Origin of the sequence: Nostoc linckia z4 (genome assembly GCF_002608075.1) — a bacterium.
Taxonomy (GTDB): domain Bacteria; phylum Cyanobacteriota; class Cyanobacteriia; order Cyanobacteriales; family Nostocaceae; genus Nostoc; species Nostoc linckia.
This window is the reverse complement of the sequence record NZ_LAHA01000001.1, coordinates 123,937-141,745: the sequence shown is the minus strand read 5'-3', so window position 1 is coordinate 141,745 and position 17,809 is coordinate 123,937. Positions and strand designations below refer to the sequence as shown.

Below are 17,809 nucleotides of genomic sequence, written 5' to 3'. Positions count from 1 at the left end.
TGATGTTTGGGTTTACCAAAAGATGTAATTTACCCGTGGATAGATAATATCTGATGATTCTTAAAATTCTGCCTCAAGTCGGAGACAAATGACGTAATATTTGGCTTACTCTGCTGACTATGGAACTAGAAAAATCTATAAAAATTGCAGATTTAATCCGCGAACTTCGGCAGCAACTGAATCTGTCCCAGAAAAAGTTTGCAGCCCGTTTGGGAGTTTCCGTGCGAACAGTAAATCGCTGGGAAAAGGGATATGTGGTGCCTTCACAGATGGCACTAAAGCTAATTGAAGAAATGTTAGAGAAGATGGGCGAATCAGGGAAAAGACTAATAAAGGAGTATCTCTCTAAAGTACAGCAAGGGGAGGACTCTTGATATGAGCGTCAAATTACTAGAACAATTCTTGATGATGCGCTCTCGCTCAGCAATTTATGGCGTGATGATATTGGCGATAATAGTTGCCTTAATGATGGCGCGATTATTACAACCAGTATTCGATCCTAGTGTGTTTACGTTTTTTTATGCTGCTGTGGCGGTTAGCGCGTGGTATGGTGGCATGGAAGTGGGAATGCTAGCGATCGCTTTATCTGCCATAATCGCCTTCTACTTTCTCATTCAACCAGTCTACTCCTTTGAGATCCCAAACTTTAGCGTTTTGGTGCGATTAACAACTTTTTCATTAGTATCTTTATTAATAACTGCACTTTTCTCAGAATTACAAACTGCTAAAGCCAAAGCAGAGTCAAGTCTAAAGTTATTACGAGATAGCGAAATGCGGTTTAGCCGACTCGCAGAATCTAACATCATTGGAGTCATCGCCAGCGACCTCAACGGTGACATCATCGAAGCCAATGATGCTTTTTTGAAGATGGTCGGTTATACGCGAGAGGATTTGTCTGGTAAGCAAATAGACTGGCGCGAAATCACCGCGCCTGAGTTTTTGATTGTCAGTGAACGTTCCGTAGAGGAACTCAGAAGCAGCGGAGTTTGTAAACCTTTTGAAAAAGAATATATTTGCAAAGATGGTTCTCGCGTTCCTGTTTTGCTTGGTTCTGTCCTCGTAGAAGATGACCAAGAAACCGTTATTGGCTTTGTTGTTGATTTGAGCGAACGCAAACAAGCACAAGCGGCACTACAACAAGCCAATGAGCGAGTGACGCGCACTTTGGAAAACATGAGTGATGCTTTCATCAGTTTAGACAGAGATTGGCGAATCATTTACCAAAATGCTGAAGCAGAGCGAATTAACCACAAATCTCGTACAGAAGTTCTTGGTAAGTCCCACTGGGAAGAGTGGCCAGCATTAGTAGGTACAAACCTAGAGCATCAATACCAACGAGCGATGGCAGAACAAATTCCCGTTTATTTTGAACATCATTATTATTTGCCATGCGAATATGACTTGTGGTTAGAGATTCACGCTTACCCTTGTGAAGATGGTCTCGATATTTTTTTTCGTGACATCAGCCAACGCAAACAGACACAAGAGGCGCTGCAAGAACAGGAGAGAAAATATCGCTATATTTTTGAAGCCGCAGGTGTGTCAATTCTGGAAGAAGATTTTTCCCTTGTAAAAGCAGCGCTGGATAATTTGAAAGCCCAAGGTGTGGAAAATTTTCGTGCCTTTTTTGCCGAACACCCTGAATTTATTCAACAAGCCGTTGACATGGTGAGAATTGTCAACGTGAATAATGCCGCCGTGCGAATGTTTGGCGCTGAAAATAAAAATGAACTTTTGGTGTCACTCCAACAAATATTCGTACCGGAAACCCTAGAGGTATTTATCGAAGAATTGTTGGCAATTACTGATGGGGAAACTTATTTGGAATCAGAGACAATTCTCAAAACTCTCCAGGGAGAACGTCTCAACGTCCTGTTTACCATTAGCTTTGGGTCAGAAAATGCTAAATTTGACAGCGTATTGGTAAGCATCATGAATATCACTGCTCGCAAGCAGGCAGAAGCGGCAGTTAAAGCTAGTGAGGAGCAGCTGAGGAGTTTTGTAGAAGCGAATGTAGTCGGCATTATATTTGGCGATGTGGAAGGTAGCATCAATGAAGCCAATGACGAGTTTCTGCGAATTGTCGGCTACACCCAAGAGGATTTGCGAGTTCTTAAACTACGCTGGACTGAAATTACACCACCAGAGTATCGTTATTTGGATGAACTGGCCATCGCTGAAGCCAAGTCAAAAGGAGCTTGTACTCCTTATGAAAAAGAATACATTCGCAAAGATGGTTCTCGCGTACCGGTTGTTATTGGCTACTCCCTAGTAGGAGAATCTCGGCACAAATCAGTGATGTTTGTTCTTGATATTAGCGAACGCCAGCAAATCGAAAAAGCTTTGCACCAAAGTGAAGAACGCTTCCAAGCTTTTATGGACAACAGTCCGGCGGCAGCTTGGATTACAGATGCACAGGGACGCGTACTTTATCTCAGCCCCACTTATTTCCGCACATTTAATTTAGCAACAAACAACCCCATCAATAAAAACATTTTTGAGCTATATCCAGCCGAAATTGCTCAGTTATTCCTCAATAATGTGAGAACTGTTACCGACACGAATCAAGTCTTGGAAGTGATTGAGTCTGCCCCACGCCCAGATGGCAGCCTTGGGGAATTTTTAGTATACAAGTTTCCCATTGCAGACCCCTCCGGACAACTGTTGGTGGGAGGAGTTGCAGTTGACATTACCGAACGCGAACGGGCCCTTAGAGAACGCCAACAAGCAGAAAAAGCCTTACAAGAACGTAGTGAAGGGCTGAAGTTGCTATTTGAAACAACCAGCGATTTGCTGTCAACCGAGCGCCCCTTGGATTTGATGAACGCTTTGTTCAGTAAACTCTCGGCGCAGATGGATTTGGATTTTTACTTTAACTATTTGATTGAAACCCACGAAAATAAAAATAAACTTCATTTGGTAGCTTGGAACGGCATTACAGAAGAAGTATTTAAAACAATTGAATACTTAGAATTCGATCAAGGAATCTGTGGACTAGTAGCCCAAGAACGGCGTCAAATTATCCTCAACGACGTGCCCCACTCAAACCATCCCCATGCACACATACTTCATAGTTTGGGAATTACAGCCTATGCAGGTCAACCATTGATTGTGCAAGGAAAGCTGCTCGGTGTACTTTCTTTTGCCAGTTGCAGGCGTATGCACTTTACTTTAGAGGAAACTGCCCTACTGCAAGCAACTTCAGATCAGGTGGCGGTTGCTTTGGAACGTTTTGAATTAATGGCTTCGTTACAGCGACGAAAAGAGCAATTAATTCAGGCTAACCGCATCAAAGATGAATTTTTAGCAGTTCTTTCCCACGAACTTCGCACGCCGCTAAATCCCATCCTTGGTTGGTCAAAGATGCTGCAAACTAAAAAGTATGACGCCGCAACCACCGCTCGTGCTTTGGAAACCATTGAGCGTAATGCGAAGCTGCAAACTCAATTAATTGAAGACTTGCTGGATGTTTCTCGCATTTTGCAAGGAAAACTCAGCTTGAATGTTGCTCCTGTGAATTTAGTCGGTGCGATCGCCGCAGCTTTAGAAACCGTGCGTTTAGCTGCCCAAGCTAAATCTATCAATTTGCGATTTGTGATTTTAGATTTGGCATCAGAAAATACTAACAGAAATTTAGCATCCATTGAGTTTAATAAACAACCAGACAATCTTAAATCTCAAATTCAAGTGGTGCTGTCGGCGCACCAAGGCTACGATTCCAAATTTTTAGTAGCAGGTGATTCAGTCCGCTTACAACAAGTAATTTGGAATCTGCTTTCTAATGCCATTAAGTTTACACCCCAAGGCGGACAAGTAGAAATCAGTTTAGCTTGTGTTGATTCTCATGCTCAACTGCAAGTATGCGATACAGGCAAAGGAATTAACGCCGACTTTTTACCATTCGTCTTTGATTACTTCCGACAAGCTGATGGCGCAACCACCAGAAAATTCGGGGGGTTGGGGTTAGGATTGGCCATTGTTCGTCACATCGTGGAATTACATGGCGGTACAGTAAAGGCAGAAAGTTTGGGCGAAGAACAGGGAGCAGCCTTTACAGTTATGTTGCCATTGATTAAGGTTCATCTCAAGCATCGGGAAATAGATGGACAATCAAATGATTTGCCCGATTTGAGTGGGGTGAAAGTGCTGTTGGTGGATGATGAGCGCGATACGCGAGAGTTAATTGCTTTCATTTTGGAACAGTCTGGGGCAATGGTAACGCAGGTAGACTCCGCTATGGAAGCACTAAAAATTCTCCCTGATTTACAGCCAAATCTACTTGTAAGTGACATTGGAATGCCTGAAGTAGACGGCTATATGTTGATCCGTCGAATCAGAGATATGCCTCCAGAACTGGGAGGAAAAATTTTGGCCATTGCTTTAACTGCTTATGCTGCTGAAGTTGATTATCAACAAGCAATTGCCGCTGGATTCGATAAGCATATTACAAAACCAGTGGAACCAGCAAAGTTAGTGCGGGCGATCGCTAGCCTAATTTTCTGATTCCCAATTTTAGCCAGAAAATCCATACATTCAATTGAGCATTTTTATAAGTAGCAATTTGAGTTATCTACGATCTGTCTTCTGTAGTGAATGCCGTTCATACCATAAGTAGAGTTATTGGTTTCCCTTGATTCGTTAACTTTGATGAAGCATTGAGAATAATTTTCTCAAAAACTTAGACTTTTTTGGAGTTTTTTATGGCTTACGCAGTTAACGAAAGCACAAAACCAGCTTTAGAAATTTTTCGACGCTTCGATGTAGATACTCAACTAGGTATACTTTGGTTTGGTTACCTAGATATTAAAAACCAGTTACAACCTGCACCTCCTCCAAGTGTAGAATCCCTTGGAAAAGCAGTGTTCGATCGAATTAAAGTTTTATCTCACCAAGAACAACTGCAAGCACAACGCGATTTGCTTCAAGGTAAAGCTAATGACATCTCCCAAAGCTACAATACTTTGATTCCTAACGCTAAATTGGAAGTCTGGCTGTTGTTAGCACAAGGTATGGAAGATGGAACTATCATCCCAGTACCATCTGATTATCAACTACCAAGTGAAACTGATGAATTTACAGCAATCATTAAACAGCTAGACTTTGAACAGCGGATTAATTTCATGCTGAGTGTAGTATGAGCAACAAATTCAATTCAAACCCCAAAACCTAGATTCTGCTAAAGTTTTTAATGAGTGAATGGGTAGATAGGTGAATTGGATAAGTCCTATAAACTCTTGTGGGGTGTGCAAAACGCACACCTGCACTTGTGGGTGGGTATTTTGTTTGACATACAAAAATAATTTATTTTTTATATTTATTTTTTATAAATTAAAAAAACTGAACCAATGGGGCCATAATTTTCTACATAAATCTTTTGATTATAATACAATCCTGGAGACATACCCCCATCAAATAAAATTCCTTCTTGAATCTTCCCTAAACAGTTATTCTTAGCAATACCTTCCAAGACATTATCAAATTTATCTGGTAATAACTCTTGATTTATCGGAGATAATTTAATATCAGAATTAGCTTTGGCGTCATTCACTAATAGTATTACATAACCTTGATTAGTAATAGCTGCCATAGACCGATTAGTTGCACTTTTGCAAGCAAATTCTCCTAAATCTTCACAAATATCTTTAAATTTACCCTGACGATAAAATCTACCATTACCCCCTACTAAATTGTAATTGAGAACATTGCTGTTTCTTCTACCAGCTTGAATGGTGGCTTGTCGTTGTGTGGATAAACCTCCTGATATACCAAAGGAAGAACGTTTATTTTTAAATGCTCCTGAATATTCTACGCCACGAGAAATATTTAAGCCTTGTGGTTGATCGGCGGTATCTATATAATCGGCGTTAATTGCCGCAATGGGTAACTGTCCATTTAATTTCGCGTTATCACCAACAATGAGTTCGCGAAATTGTTTTGGGATATATTCTTTTCGTAATTTTCCTTGACCATCTTTGGCGTAGAGTTGATGAGCTAAACCAACATTAACTTTAAAATCTAATTCTGGGGATTTAGGATTAAAAATAATTACGTGGTTAATACCTTGGGAATTTTTCTGTCCTTGATTGTTCGTTTTAAAAAAATCAATACTGAATTTGGGATTTTTTCCCGGACAAGTTTGAGAAGCTTTTGAAACTGAATTAGCTGCTATTTTTTGACAACCTACTAATAAGCTAGCAGCAGCGATCGCCATAAATAACAAAAGTAAATTTTTTTTAGACATAATCATACAAAAAACCCGCTACAGAATTACTATAGCGGGGAATAATTTAAAATTTCAGTCTGGAGTTAATCTGAGAACTAAAACTTAAGAAAACCACTCTAGAACGGCTTCTTCTTTGGTGTTAGTGTTCCGGGATGGTGTTTCACGATTGAATTTCATTTGAATTGACCGAGTTTGCTCGCCATCAGCAGCCACAGCCACAATTGGATAGTCAATTAAACCATCTTGGAAGGACATTTGGAAGCGGAATGTACCATCTGGATTCAGTTGAATTTGACGGCCGCCAATGGTTACAGTGGCATCGGGTTCGGTTGCACCGTAAACAATCAGTTCAGCATCGGCTATTAACCAGAACTTGCGCGGACGCACTGGTACGGCGGAAGCTGAGAAGCCTACACCAGACATTCCCACACCGGACATGGTTAAACCAGATGTGGTGGGAACAGCCCACATACCTACACCAGAGGGGAATATGTAGGAACTGATGGCTTGTTCGTGGCGTACTGAACCAGCTTGCTGCATGGAGCCAAACAGAGAACCAGCAACGCGTTGTGCTTCGGCAGATTCCGCTAAACCAAAGATTTGGTCGTAAATGGGGTTACCGCCGCCATTTGCACCAGCTGTTGCCACTTTCTTGGCGGGTGGAACGAGTTCGTATTGAGTTTTGCCGCGCAAATCTTCTTCAAAGTTGACGGTGATGAACACATCCTCAATCCAGTCAGAAGGATATACGGGGGGAATATGTACTCTAGCGGAACGAGCGAGTATTAACCAACGACCATCAGCAGCACGGTAGCCGATATCGATGACATAATCGCGATCGCTAACTGGAACTGGTAAATACCATTCTCTTGCTAGTTCGTCAGCTGGATATTCTTGAATGCTGTGGGGACTTTGAAAATCGATATTGATGTCGGTAACATCATAAATCCGCAGTGCTAGCTGTTGTCCCCCTTGGCGGCGGAGTTCTTCTTTATGTTCATTGGGAACATCCCAGTAGGTGTAAGCCCATTGAGGATCGCGGGGTAAAAGTACAATCCGGCTTTCACCATAACCAGAAGGCAGATCTGGGAGTCCTTCATCAACATCAGCAAGAGATCCACCAGTTCGATCTTCCTGACCTAATTCAAACTTAGCTGCTTCCACGGTTTCTTGTGCCTCCAATGAACGAGATGGACTAAGCGAAATTTTGCTGCGCTGGACTTCTTGAATTGATGCCAGCAATTGGGATTTACGCATTCGGCTATAGCGAGAGATGCTATATTCGCTGGCGACTTTACGCAGTTGCCGTAAGGTCATCTCCTCTAGTGGCGGGCGTTCTTTTGCCATTACTTTGGCCTCCAGTAGTTTAAGCGGTAAATGATTTCCCCTGGTTAAAGAATGCGATATAAAATGTCATCCACTCCAGATGAATTTCTTATTCCTGACTCCTGGTTTTGCCCAGTTTTTAAGTTTTTAGTCTGTTTTTAAATTGAAGTCGTTTCCTATGAATAATCCTTTAGCTATGCCGAAATTAGCATTTCTTTGGGATCGGAGAAGCTGTATTTGTTAAGTCAATATTAACCACTAAGCATATGTAGGGATCAAGGGGTTGGAATAGATTTTTTGCCTATTCCACGAATTTATTAGCTATTGTGGGATCGCTATGTCATGTTTTTATGACATTTAAGCGATATGCATCTAATTTTTAGATATAAATGTCAAGAAATCTTGATATTTAGTTCAAGTTAGCCCAAAACATTGATGTACAAAGGACTTTTAAGTGGAAAACAGCGATTCCCACAGTAGTAGATAAAAAAATTCACAATAGTACTCAGTACAATAAGGTCTAGACCGTATTTTCAAAGTCTTAGGGACTGACAAGTAAAAAATATCCAATTAACTCTTGTGCAGCGAACAAAAGGGGTTTAAAGGGAACTCTTAACAAGCAAGAGGCAACAGAGGAGGTGTTGGAAGGGGAGTGTTACCCCGCCCGACGCAGTCGCCGGACTTCTTAGGCATCGGTGGGTTTCTAATTAAAACCCTCATTGTTAAGAGTTCCCTGTTCCCTCAACCAAAAGATCGGCGAACTCTAATTCGCCAACAGTGTCTCTGAAACTTGTTTGACAAATCACAAACACAAATGACAAACCTGATTTTGGTTGTAGACGACGACCATTTAATGCGAATGTATCTGTGTCAGCTATTAAAAGAAGCAGGGTATCAGGTGGTAGAAGCGAGTAACGGTTTAGAGGCGATCGCTACCTATACTCGTCTACACCCAGATATAGTCCTGTTAGATGCCATGATGCCAGAAATGGATGGTTTTAGTTGTTGCACTCAACTGCAAACACTCTCCGATGGCAAAGAAACACTAGTATTAATAGTTACTGATATTGATGACCAGGCATCTGTGGAAAAAGCTTTTGCTGCGGGTGCTACTGATTTTATTACTAAGCCGATTCAATGGCCGATATTACGTCAAAGATTGCGCCGTCTTCTGGAAGCTCATCGTACTAAGCAACAATTACAACAGCAAACTGCCCAAGCACAACTGCAAGAAGCACAGCTGAGATTAGCATTAGAGTCTGCTGGTATGAGCATTTGGAATTGGGATTTTGTGACTAACGAAATTAATTATTCAGGTAACCTAGAAACAGCTTTTGGTTGGAAAAAAGGTAGTTTTAACGATACTTATGATTTTTTTATTAACCGCGTTCATCCCCAAGACCGGGATTTTGTCAAGCGATCGCACCAGCAAGCCATTAAAAATGGGCTAGAATACGACATTGAATTTCGAGTTATTTTGCTAGATGGTAGCATTCGCCATTTGGCAAGCAAAGGAGTTGTCTGTCGGGATGCCTTAGGGATGGCTGTGGGAATGTCTGCAATTGAGGTAGACATCACCAAGCGCAAGCAAGCAGAGGAAGCACTAGAAGTTCAGGCAAACCAGCAAGCAATGGTGGCAGAACTCAGTCAAATAGCCTTAGTTGGAACAGACTTAACTACATTGATGAACTTGTGTGTCAGCATCGTCGCTCAATGCTTAAAAGTTGAGTACTGTAAAGTTTTAGAACTACTGCCAAATGGTAATGCATTACTGCTAAGGGCTGGAATTGGTTGGCAACCTGGTTTGGTGGGAAAGGCCACTGTCAGCGCTTTGATGAATTCGCAAGCTGGTTATACCCTGCTTTCTTGCGGCCCGGTGATTGTCAAGGATTTGCGAAGCGAAACGCGATTTAATGGGCCACAACTGCTACACGACCATCAAGTAGTGAGCGGAATTAGCGTAGTAATTCACGGTCAAGAGCGTCCTTTTGGAGTTTTAGGGGCACACACAACCAGACACCAGACTTTCACCAAAGATGAAATTTATTTTCTCCAATCTATTGCTAATATTCTCGCTGCTGCCATTGAGCGTCAACAGGTGGAAAACGCCCTCAAAGAAAGCGAAGAACGCTGTCAGTTAGTGGTGCAGGGTAGTAATGATGGTATTTGGGACTGGAACGTTCAAAATCATCAAGTCTTTTTTTCCACTCGTTGGAAAGAAATGCTTGGTTATGAAGAAGACGAAATTTCTGATGATTTTGATGAATGGGCAGCACGCTTGCATCCAGATGATAGAGGATTTGTTAGACAAGCGATCGCCGATCATTTTGCCCAAATGACTCCGTTTTTCATCAGCGAACATCGAATTCAGTGTAAAGATGGTACTTACAAATGGGTCTTGAATCGCGGTCAGGCAGTTTGGGACGAAGATGGCAATGTAGTACGGATGACTAGTTGTCATACGGATATCACGGAACGTAAATTAGCAGAAGAACAATTGCGTCAAAGCGAAGAACGCTTCCAAATTGTTGCCCGTGCTACCAACGATATATTATGGGACTGGGATTTGCTGACTAACAAAGTGTGGTGGAATCAAACTTTACAAACACTGTTTGGTTACTCCCCAGAGCAAATCAGTTTTACTGCTGATTGGTGGAGCGAACATATCCATCCAGACGACAGGCAGAGAATTGCTAACCAAGCGCGTGCTTTAATCGAGAGCGGTGAAAAATTTTGGTCAAATGAATACCGTTTTCGCCGCAGTAATGGTTCCTACGCCTACGTGTTCGATCGCGGTTACGTTGTCCACGACCAAATCGGTAAGCCAGTGCGAATTATGGGGGCAATGATGGATATTACCGAACGTCAAGCCGCCCTACGCGAACGCAACCGCGTGCAAGCAGAATTACAACGCCAAAACATGCGATCGCAATTGTTCGCTAATATCACTTTGAAAATTCGTCAATCTTTACAAATTGATGAAATTCTGCAAACGAGCGTCATAGAGGTGCAAAAGCTACTGCTTGCCGATCGGGTATTAATCTTGCGCCTACAGCCAAATGGCTGTTTTATGGCAGTTCAAGAAGCAGTAGTTCCCGGTTTGCCTGTTGTTATGGGGCAGGAAATTACTGACTTTTGCTTTCGTGAAAATTGTATCGAACGTTACCGCCAGGGGGGAATTAGTTCCATTAGGGACATCAAAGAAGCCGATATTCAACTTTGTCACATGGAATTGCTGCAAAGATTCGCCATCAAAGCCAACCTTGTAGTGCCGATTTTACTGAAAAATGAACTCTGGGGATTGTTGATTGCCCATCAGTGCGCCCATCCTCGTGAGTGGACTAGCTGGGAAATTGAACTTTTGCAACAACTAGCAGATCAAATCGGTATCGCCTTAGCTCAAAGCCAAATTTTAGAACAAGAAATTCGCCAACGGCAAGAACTCGCCCGTTCCAATCAAGAATTACAGCAATTTGCATTTGTGGCTTCCCACGATTTGCAAGAACCACTGCGTAAGATTAAAACCTTTGGCGATCGGCTGAAGGTTTCCTACGGTGATATTTTAACGGAACAGGGACGGGATTACTTAGAACGGATGCAGAATGCTGCCAACAGAATGCAGACATTAATTGAAGACTTGCTGACACTTTCGCGAGTTACCACCAGGGCCCAGCCTTTTGTATGGGTAAATTTAGCAAACATCGCCCAAGAAGTATTATCTGATTTAGAAATCTATGTCCAGCAAACTGGAGCAACCGTAGAAATCGGCGAGTTACCCACCATTCAAGCCGATCCGGTACAAATGCGCCAATTGTTGCAAAATCTCATCGGTAATGCTCTCAAATTTCACCGCCCACAAATACCACCTGTAATCAAAATTTATGGCAGCATTTTAAACAATCAAACAAATAAACTGTGTAACAGTTCTGACCTTTGCGAAATAGTTATAGAAGATAATGGTATTGGTTTTGAAGAAAAGTATCTCGATCGCATTTTCAATGTTTTTCAACGTTTACATAGTAATGGTGAATACGAGGGGACTGGTATAGGTTTAGCCATCTGTCGCAAAATTATCGAACGTCATGATGGAGCGATCGTAGCCCAAAGCACACCAGGGCAAGGCTCGAAGTTTTTTGTCACATTATCAGTTAATTCTGTCCCTTAATTTTTCTTCCTAGAGAGGGATTAAGAACAGACCAAAAAATTAGCTTAATTGTACAATTGTGCCCTTTATTTTCTGGGACTTATTGATTGTATAGATTGACCATTATGTGAACCATTAATCAGATGCGATTATTTGCCCTTTCAGACGACTAAGTAAGTTGGAGCGAATATTTGTTATCACGATAAAGTAGGAGACTGCAAGGCAGAAGGTAGAAGGAAACATGGTTTTAGCTTAATTAACTTTTATTAACATAGTTTGTTTTTTTCATACCGACTTTCTGATTACAACATGCCGTTTATTGTTAAAAAAAGCAGCTTCTGTAGCTGAATATATTGACTGCATATTTGCATATTTTTGTCAATGTGCGAGTTGCCATCTGTGCCAAGTTAATAACTTGATTCATACTAATAAACCAATGCAAAGGAGACGATGCATAGTGAACGGTCGAGAAACAAACGTCACAATTTTAATGGCTGATGATGACGAAGATGACAGGATGTTAGTTCGTGAGGCCTTGGCAGAAAGTCAATTGCCAATTGAACTGTACATCGTCACCAATGGCGAAGACTTGATGGATTATTTATACCATCGTGGTCGATATGCCACCGACAGCGATAAACCACATCCAGGGTTGATTTTATTAGATTTGAATATGCCGAAAAAAGACGGTTTTGAGGCACTCAAAGAAATAAAAACTGACCCCCAACTGCGGCGAATTCCTGTGATTATACTGTCAACTTCAAGTACTGAAGAAGATATATATAATACCTACGACTTAGGTGCAAACTCCTTCATCATTAAGCCAGTGACTTTTGCTTCTTTAGTTGAGGTAATGAAAACTGTAGGAAAATACTGGTTTGAAACTGTGAAACTGCCAACAGAAGTAATGGGAGACGAATATGGACAACAGCCCCATCAAAGTTCTGTTCGTTGATGATGATGAAGATGATTATATATTGACTCGTTATTGGTTCGGCGAATTCCGGGTGGCAAAGTGCGACCTAGAATGGGTGAATAATTATCAAGCGGCCAGAAGCGCCATTGCTCGGCAGCAACATGACATTTATCTAGTAGATTACCGTTTGGGGGCGCACAATGGACTAGAACTATTACGCGAAGCCATTGCCAACGGTTGTTCTTCTCCAATGATTTTACTCACCGGTCAGGGCGATTGGGAAATAGACCTAGAAGCCATGAAAGCTGGAGCCGCAGATTATTTGGAAAAAAGCCAATTAACGGCTCCTTTGTTAGAGCGTTCTATCCGCTACGCCATTGAACGGAAACAAACAGAACAGAAAATTCGCGAACAAGCTGCTTTATTAGATGTTGCCACCGATGCAATTTTTGTCCGGGATTTAGACGATAAAATTTTATTTTGGAACAAAGCTGCTGAGCAACTGTACGGTTGGAAAAAAGAAGAAGCCATTAACAAAAAGACACGAATTCTCTGGTAGGAAAAACAGCTGTCTCAAGTTCAAGAAGCACTCAGTACTTTGATGAAAAATGGTTCTTGGGAAGGAGAATTATATCAAAAAACCAAATCTGGTAAAGAAATTATTGTTGAAAGTCGTTGGACATTGGTACATGAGTTTAGTAAAAAAACACAAACTATCCTAGTTGTAAACACTGATATTACCCAGAAAAAACTACTAGAAGCCCAATTTCTGCGTGCCCAGCGATTAGAAAGCATTGGCACATTAGCCAGCGGTATCGCCCACGATTTAAATAACGTTCTTGCACCAATTTTGATGACAGCTCAGCTATTAGAGGCACAAGTTAATGATGAGCGTTCTCGGCGACTGCTGCCAATATTGATTGCTAACGCTAAACGGGGGGCAAACCTAGTCAAGCAAGTGTTATCCTTTACTCGTGGACTGGAAGGCGATCGCACAATTTTACAATTAAAGCATTTAATAATAGAAATTCAGCAAATTATTAAAGAAACTTTTCCCAAATCCATAGAAGTTTTCACACAAATTTCCCCAAATCTCTGGACTATATCTGGTGATGCTACTCAGCTGCATCAAGTACTGATGAATCTGTGTGTTAATGCTCGTGACGCCATGCCAAATGGTGGCACTTTAAAAATCTCTGCTGAAAACCTTTTCATTGATGAGAATTTTACCAAAATGCATATTGATGCTAAAGTTGGCCATCACATTGTGATTAGCGTTGCTGATGGGGGAATCGGTATTCAAGCAGAGATATTAGACAGGATATTTGAGCCATTTTTTACTACCAAAGAAGTTGGCAAAGGAACTGGTCTTGGTCTGTCTACAGTGCTTGGTATTATCAAAAGCCACGGTGGTTTTATCAACGTATACAGTGAAGCTGGAAAAGGTAGCCAATTTAAGGTATATTTACCAGCCCAAGATGCAACGGAAACTGTAGAAGAACAACATCAAGAATTACCTCCAGGTCAAGGAGAATTAATTTTAGTTGTAGATGACGAAGCAGCCATTCGAGATGTGACAAAAACATCATTAGAAAGTCATAACTATAAAGCAATTACAGCCAGCGACGGCATTGAAGCCATAGCTTTATATGCAGAACATAGAGATGAAATATCTCTTGTCTTAACTGATATGCTGATGCCATCTATGGACGGGCTAACTACCATCCGCACCCTCCGAAAAATTAATCCAGATGTCAAAATTATTGCCGTCAGTGGACTGAGTTCAGCGGATAAAGTTGATGCAGCTTATGATATGGGAATAAAAGCCTTTTTACCTAAACCTTATACAGCTAATCAATTATTACAAACTATTAGTACAGTTAAAAAGAGTTAGGATTGTTGAGTGTTGACTGATGACTGTTGACTGATGACTGTTGACTGTTGACAGATGGCTGCGGAGTTATTATTCTCCCCTGCCCCTTCCCTTGTCTCCCTCATCCCCCCATCCCCCCATTCCCCACCTCCCCATGACCAAAGATGAAATTTTAGCTACTAATGCAGCTTTTTATCGAGCTTTTGAAAGAAAAGATATTGAGGCGATGAGTGCAATATGGTCGCAGGGAACTGGTAGTTTTTGTATTCATCCTGGAAGTCAAGTATTGCGAGGTTGGAAAGAGATTTGCGCTTCCTGGGAGCAGATATTTAAAAACACTGCTTACATCGAAATCAGCACAGATGTAATTGCCACAGAAGTAACTGATAATATTGGTTATGTTGTGCTGATAGAAAATGTATTTCAAGTGGTACGTTCTAGAAGACTTGAAGCACAATCAACAGCTACAAATGTATTTCAGCTTTTCGGGAGCAAGTGGTATTTAGTTCATCATCACGGTAGTCCGATTTTGCGGTGAATGTGGAGATGAGGCAAACGTGGGGACACGGGTGTAATTGTTCTTTGCATCTAGCTTGAACATAGGGAATGGGGAGTGGGGAGATGAGGGAGACAAGGGAGATGGGGAGATGGGGAGATGGGGAGATGGGGAGTGTGGGGAGTGTGGGGAGTGTGGGGAGTGTGGGGAGTGTGGGGGGAAAGATTTTTTCACCATCCTCCCACACCTCCCACACCTCCGTCTCCTCCCACACCTCCCACACTTCCTGCTTGCCCAATGCCCCATGCCCCATGACGCCACTTGCTCCACTTGGGGAGACCCCAAGACCGCAGTGGCTCCCCCATGCCCCATGCCCCATGCCTAATCTCCCATCAACTCTACTGCATCTCTTCCATCACAATCTTGTAAGTAAACTTTGACAATTTCTTCTTTGGCGGTGGGTAGCTGCTTACCAATAAAATCTGGGTGAATTGGTAACTCACGATGACCTCTGTCTACTAATACAGCTAAACGAATGACCTCTGGTCTTCCGTACTCATGTACAGCATTTAAAGCAGCACGAATTGTCCGTCCTTTGAAAATTACATCATCCACGAGTACAACGGTTTTCCCTGTGAGGTCGAAAGGAATATCGGTTTTTGCGGGAGTTCGCAAACCAATTTTGTCAAGGTCATCTCGATAAAATGTAATATCCAAAGCGCCGACGGAAACACTTACACCTTCAAGGGTCTCAATTTGGCGTGCTAACAATTCGGCTAATAAAGCACCCCTAGTATATATACCGAGAAGCACCAATTGAGATAAATCACGCGACCTTTCCACAATTTGAGAGGCCAAGCGAGTCAAAGTACGACGAATTTCTTCTGATGAAAGGATCTCAACTACTTTTGCAGACATAGCTATCTTTAGGGGAGTGGGGAGTGGGCATTGGGCATGAGGATGAAGAGATGAGGAGATGGGAGAGTGTTGGGAGATTATGAACAAGCTTCCCCCCGTTCCACTCTTCCCCATGCGCTATGCCCTATGCCCTATGCCCCATGCCCTAATTAAGATGATAGCGATCGCTATCCCTAACCATAATAAAAAACAATATCGAGTCAGTTGCAAAGCATTATAAATAGAAGTCGGGGTGATGGGATAAATCGCATCTCCTAGCAATGGTTTTTGTTTAGCTACCCCACGATACCAATTTTTACCGCCCATTTGTACACCTAAAATTGCAGCGTAGGCGCACTCACTCCAACCAGAATTGGGACTAGGATCCTTAATTGCATCCCGGCTACAAATTCGCCAAACATGCATCGGTCTACCTGATAAAAGTGCAAGGGTGATAACTGTTAACCGACAAGGTAGCCAAGTTAAACAATCTTCTAAACGGGCACTAAACCATCCAAGATAAGTATAAGGTGCTTCCCGATAACCTACCATTGAATCAAGGGTACTGCTGGCTTTGTATGCTAAAGCTAAGGGAATTGACCCCACAAATGGTATGAAGACACCAATAATTGCATAAAAAAGTGGAGCCATTACCCCATCGGTGGCATTTTCTGTAACCGTTTCTAAAATTGCTCGCAAAATTTCTGCTTCTGAAAGATTTTGTGTGTCTCGGCCAACATAATTACTTAAAATCTGACGCGCTTGTTCTAAATCTCCTGCTGTTAAAGGTTGTAAAACAGCTATTGCTGCTGTTCGCAAACTCCTACTAGCAAAACAACTAGCCAAAAGAATACTTTCTGAAGCGATTCCCAATAGCGGATGCAGCCATTTGGCAGTTTGAATGAGGAAAAAACCAACAAAGCCGCTACCAATTATGACAAGCGTGCCTAATAAAATTCCAGCTAGGCGTTGTGTTAGAGAATGTTGACACAATTGCAGAAAAAATTTAGTTAATCGAGAAATTACCCACCCCATAAATTGGACGGGATGAGGCCAACCCCAAGGATCGCCAATTAAGTAATCTAAAAGTGCCGCAATGATTAAAACAACAGCAGATGTCATTAGTCATTAGTCCTCTCTTACAAAGTTACGAGCGCAGGAAACCTCTGCTCATACTTTGCACTTAGTCATTAGTTAGTTAACAATAGTCAATGCCCAATGCTCAATTCCCAATCTCCAATAACTAAACCACAAAACTTGCTTCTTCTCCAAGGGAAGCTTGCCAACTACGAGCATCGTAATAAAGGTCTGCCAAAGTAATACTGTACAAAGCTTCTTTGAGCTTTTGATTAAGTCTTTGCCAAAGGGTAAATGTTACCCAATCTTCAGCTTGTGTAGGTGCAGGAGTGCCATAGGGTAAATGAGTAATGCTCTCGCCTACTGCTTCTAAAATTTGCCCGATGGATATTTGTAGAGGTTCTCTTGCCAATTGGTATCCGCCGATGCTACCACGAATTGAATTCACTAACCCAGCACGACGCATTTCTATTAGTAGTTTTTCAAGGTAAGGAGCTGGGATATCTTGGCGTTTGGCGATCGCTTTTACAGATACAGGCCCATATTTTGGCTGTAAACTCAAATCTAGCAATGCCTTCACACTGTAATGTCCTCTGGTAGTTAGTTTCATTGTTGTTTGTCCTTTGTCATTTATTTAGATCGATGACCAATGACCAATAACTAATGACCAATGACCAATAGACCTCTTGCAAAAGTGCTTTTTGGACTCTTGTGGTCAAAGGGATACATCTTTATTGGGGAAAGGGAAAATACCAAACCTTTCCCCCTTTCCCCTTCCCCTTTTCCCGACTTCTCTTAGAAGTCTAATGACTAAGCGCAAAGTATGAGCGGAGGTTTCCTTCGATCGTAACTTTGTA

General features: G+C 41.9%; 12 protein-coding genes and 1 pseudogene. 8 read left to right on the top strand and 5 right to left on the bottom strand.

Annotated elements, in window-relative coordinates:
- The first annotated feature begins 119 nt into the window (after positions 1-119).
- The 3 genes from VF06_RS00575 to VF06_RS00545 all read left to right on the top strand — a co-directional run bounded on the left by VF06_RS00575 (position 120) and on the right by VF06_RS00545 (position 5,138).
- Positions 120-374: a helix-turn-helix domain-containing protein gene (locus VF06_RS00575; protein ID WP_099071522.1), complete on the top strand. Its 255-nt coding sequence runs from the start codon at positions 120-122 to the stop codon at positions 372-374.
- 1 nt (position 375) lies between these two features.
- Positions 376-4,503, top strand: a complete 4,128-nt coding sequence (locus tag VF06_RS42285; RefSeq protein ID WP_244917987.1) for a PAS domain S-box protein — start codon at positions 376-378, stop codon at positions 4,501-4,503.
- Between the two features lie 197 nt (positions 4,504-4,700).
- Positions 4,701-5,138: an orange carotenoid protein N-terminal domain-containing protein gene (locus tag VF06_RS00545; protein ID WP_099071523.1), complete on the top strand. Its 438-nt coding sequence runs from the start codon at positions 4,701-4,703 to the stop codon at positions 5,136-5,138.
- Between the two features lie 176 nt (positions 5,139-5,314).
- Here VF06_RS00545 and VF06_RS00540 read toward each other — a convergent pair whose 3' ends face one another.
- Positions 5,315-6,241: a phosphodiester glycosidase family protein gene (locus tag VF06_RS00540; RefSeq protein WP_099073236.1), complete on the bottom strand. Its 927-nt coding sequence runs from the start codon at positions 6,239-6,241 to the stop codon at positions 5,315-5,317.
- Positions 6,242-6,325: 84 nt separating this feature from the next.
- Positions 6,326-7,570: a DUF4912 domain-containing protein gene (locus VF06_RS00535; protein ID WP_099067632.1), complete on the bottom strand. Its 1,245-nt coding sequence runs from the start codon at positions 7,568-7,570 to the stop codon at positions 6,326-6,328.
- A gap of 793 nt (positions 7,571-8,363) precedes the next feature.
- Here VF06_RS00535 and VF06_RS00530 point away from each other — a divergent pair.
- The 5 genes and pseudogenes from VF06_RS00530 (at position 8,364) to VF06_RS40095 (ending at position 15,293) form a co-directional block, all read left to right on the top strand.
- Positions 8,364-11,714, top strand: coding sequence for a PAS domain-containing protein (locus VF06_RS00530; RefSeq protein WP_099067631.1), 3,351 nt, complete (start codon positions 8,364-8,366; stop codon positions 11,712-11,714).
- A gap of 436 nt (positions 11,715-12,150) precedes the next feature.
- A complete protein-coding gene (locus VF06_RS00525; protein ID WP_099067630.1) occupies positions 12,151-12,648 on the top strand; it encodes a response regulator in 498 nt (165 codons plus the stop codon).
- Positions 12,614-14,503 (top strand): annotated as a pseudogene (locus VF06_RS00520) (hybrid sensor histidine kinase/response regulator). Before VF06_RS00525 ends, VF06_RS00520 begins: the two are co-directional and overlap by 35 nt.
- Before the next feature lie 133 nt (positions 14,504-14,636).
- Positions 14,637-15,020 carry a nuclear transport factor 2 family protein gene (locus VF06_RS00515; protein ID WP_099067628.1) on the top strand — a complete coding sequence of 128 codons (384 nt, stop codon included), beginning with the start codon at positions 14,637-14,639 and terminating at the stop codon, positions 15,018-15,020.
- Between the two features lie 117 nt (positions 15,021-15,137).
- A complete protein-coding gene (locus VF06_RS40095; protein WP_180267696.1) occupies positions 15,138-15,293 on the top strand; it encodes a hypothetical protein in 156 nt (51 codons plus the stop codon).
- A gap of 66 nt (positions 15,294-15,359) precedes the next feature.
- Here VF06_RS40095 and pyrR read toward each other — a convergent pair whose 3' ends face one another.
- The 3 genes from pyrR to VF06_RS00500 form a co-directional block, all read right to left on the bottom strand.
- Entirely contained in the window at positions 15,360-15,896 is a 537-nt protein-coding gene (gene pyrR, locus VF06_RS00510; protein ID WP_099067627.1) for a bifunctional pyr operon transcriptional regulator/uracil phosphoribosyltransferase PyrR, read from the bottom strand.
- 117 nt (positions 15,897-16,013) lie between these two features.
- Positions 16,014-16,997 (bottom strand): adenosylcobinamide-phosphate synthase CbiB, encoded by a 984-nt coding sequence (gene cbiB / locus VF06_RS00505; protein WP_099067626.1) that lies wholly within the window; start codon positions 16,995-16,997, stop codon positions 16,014-16,016.
- A gap of 121 nt (positions 16,998-17,118) precedes the next feature.
- Positions 17,119-17,562 carry an Rrf2 family transcriptional regulator gene (locus VF06_RS00500; protein ID WP_099067625.1) on the bottom strand — a complete coding sequence of 148 codons (444 nt, stop codon included), beginning with the start codon at positions 17,560-17,562 and terminating at the stop codon, positions 17,119-17,121.
- Between the last annotated feature and the right edge of the window lie 247 nt (positions 17,563-17,809).

What these genes read in the sequence shown, in the direction of transcription:
- VF06_RS00575 (WP_099071522.1), top strand. Translation starts at nt 120, where the DNA reads ATGGAACTAGAAAAATCTATAAAAATTGCAGATTTAATCCGCGAACTT.
- VF06_RS42285 (WP_244917987.1), top strand. Translation starts at nt 376, where the DNA reads ATGAGCGTCAAATTACTAGAACAATTCTTGATGATGCGCTCTCGCTCA.
- VF06_RS00545 (WP_099071523.1), top strand. Translation starts at nt 4,701, where the DNA reads ATGGCTTACGCAGTTAACGAAAGCACAAAACCAGCTTTAGAAATTTTT.
- VF06_RS00540 (WP_099073236.1), bottom strand. Translation starts at nt 6,241, where the DNA reads ATGTCTAAAAAAAATTTACTTTTGTTATTTATGGCGATCGCTGCTGCT.
- VF06_RS00535 (WP_099067632.1), bottom strand. Translation starts at nt 7,570, where the DNA reads ATGGCAAAAGAACGCCCGCCACTAGAGGAGATGACCTTACGGCAACTG.
- VF06_RS00530 (WP_099067631.1), top strand. Translation starts at nt 8,364, where the DNA reads ATGACAAACCTGATTTTGGTTGTAGACGACGACCATTTAATGCGAATG.
- VF06_RS00515 (WP_099067628.1), top strand. Translation starts at nt 14,637, where the DNA reads ATGACCAAAGATGAAATTTTAGCTACTAATGCAGCTTTTTATCGAGCT.
- VF06_RS40095 (WP_180267696.1), top strand. Translation starts at nt 15,138, where the DNA reads ATGGGGAGATGGGGAGTGTGGGGAGTGTGGGGAGTGTGGGGAGTGTGG.
- pyrR (WP_099067627.1), bottom strand. Translation starts at nt 15,896, where the DNA reads ATGTCTGCAAAAGTAGTTGAGATCCTTTCATCAGAAGAAATTCGTCGT.
- cbiB (WP_099067626.1), bottom strand. Translation starts at nt 16,997, where the DNA reads ATGACATCTGCTGTTGTTTTAATCATTGCGGCACTTTTAGATTACTTA.
- VF06_RS00500 (WP_099067625.1), bottom strand. Translation starts at nt 17,562, where the DNA reads ATGAAACTAACTACCAGAGGACATTACAGTGTGAAGGCATTGCTAGAT.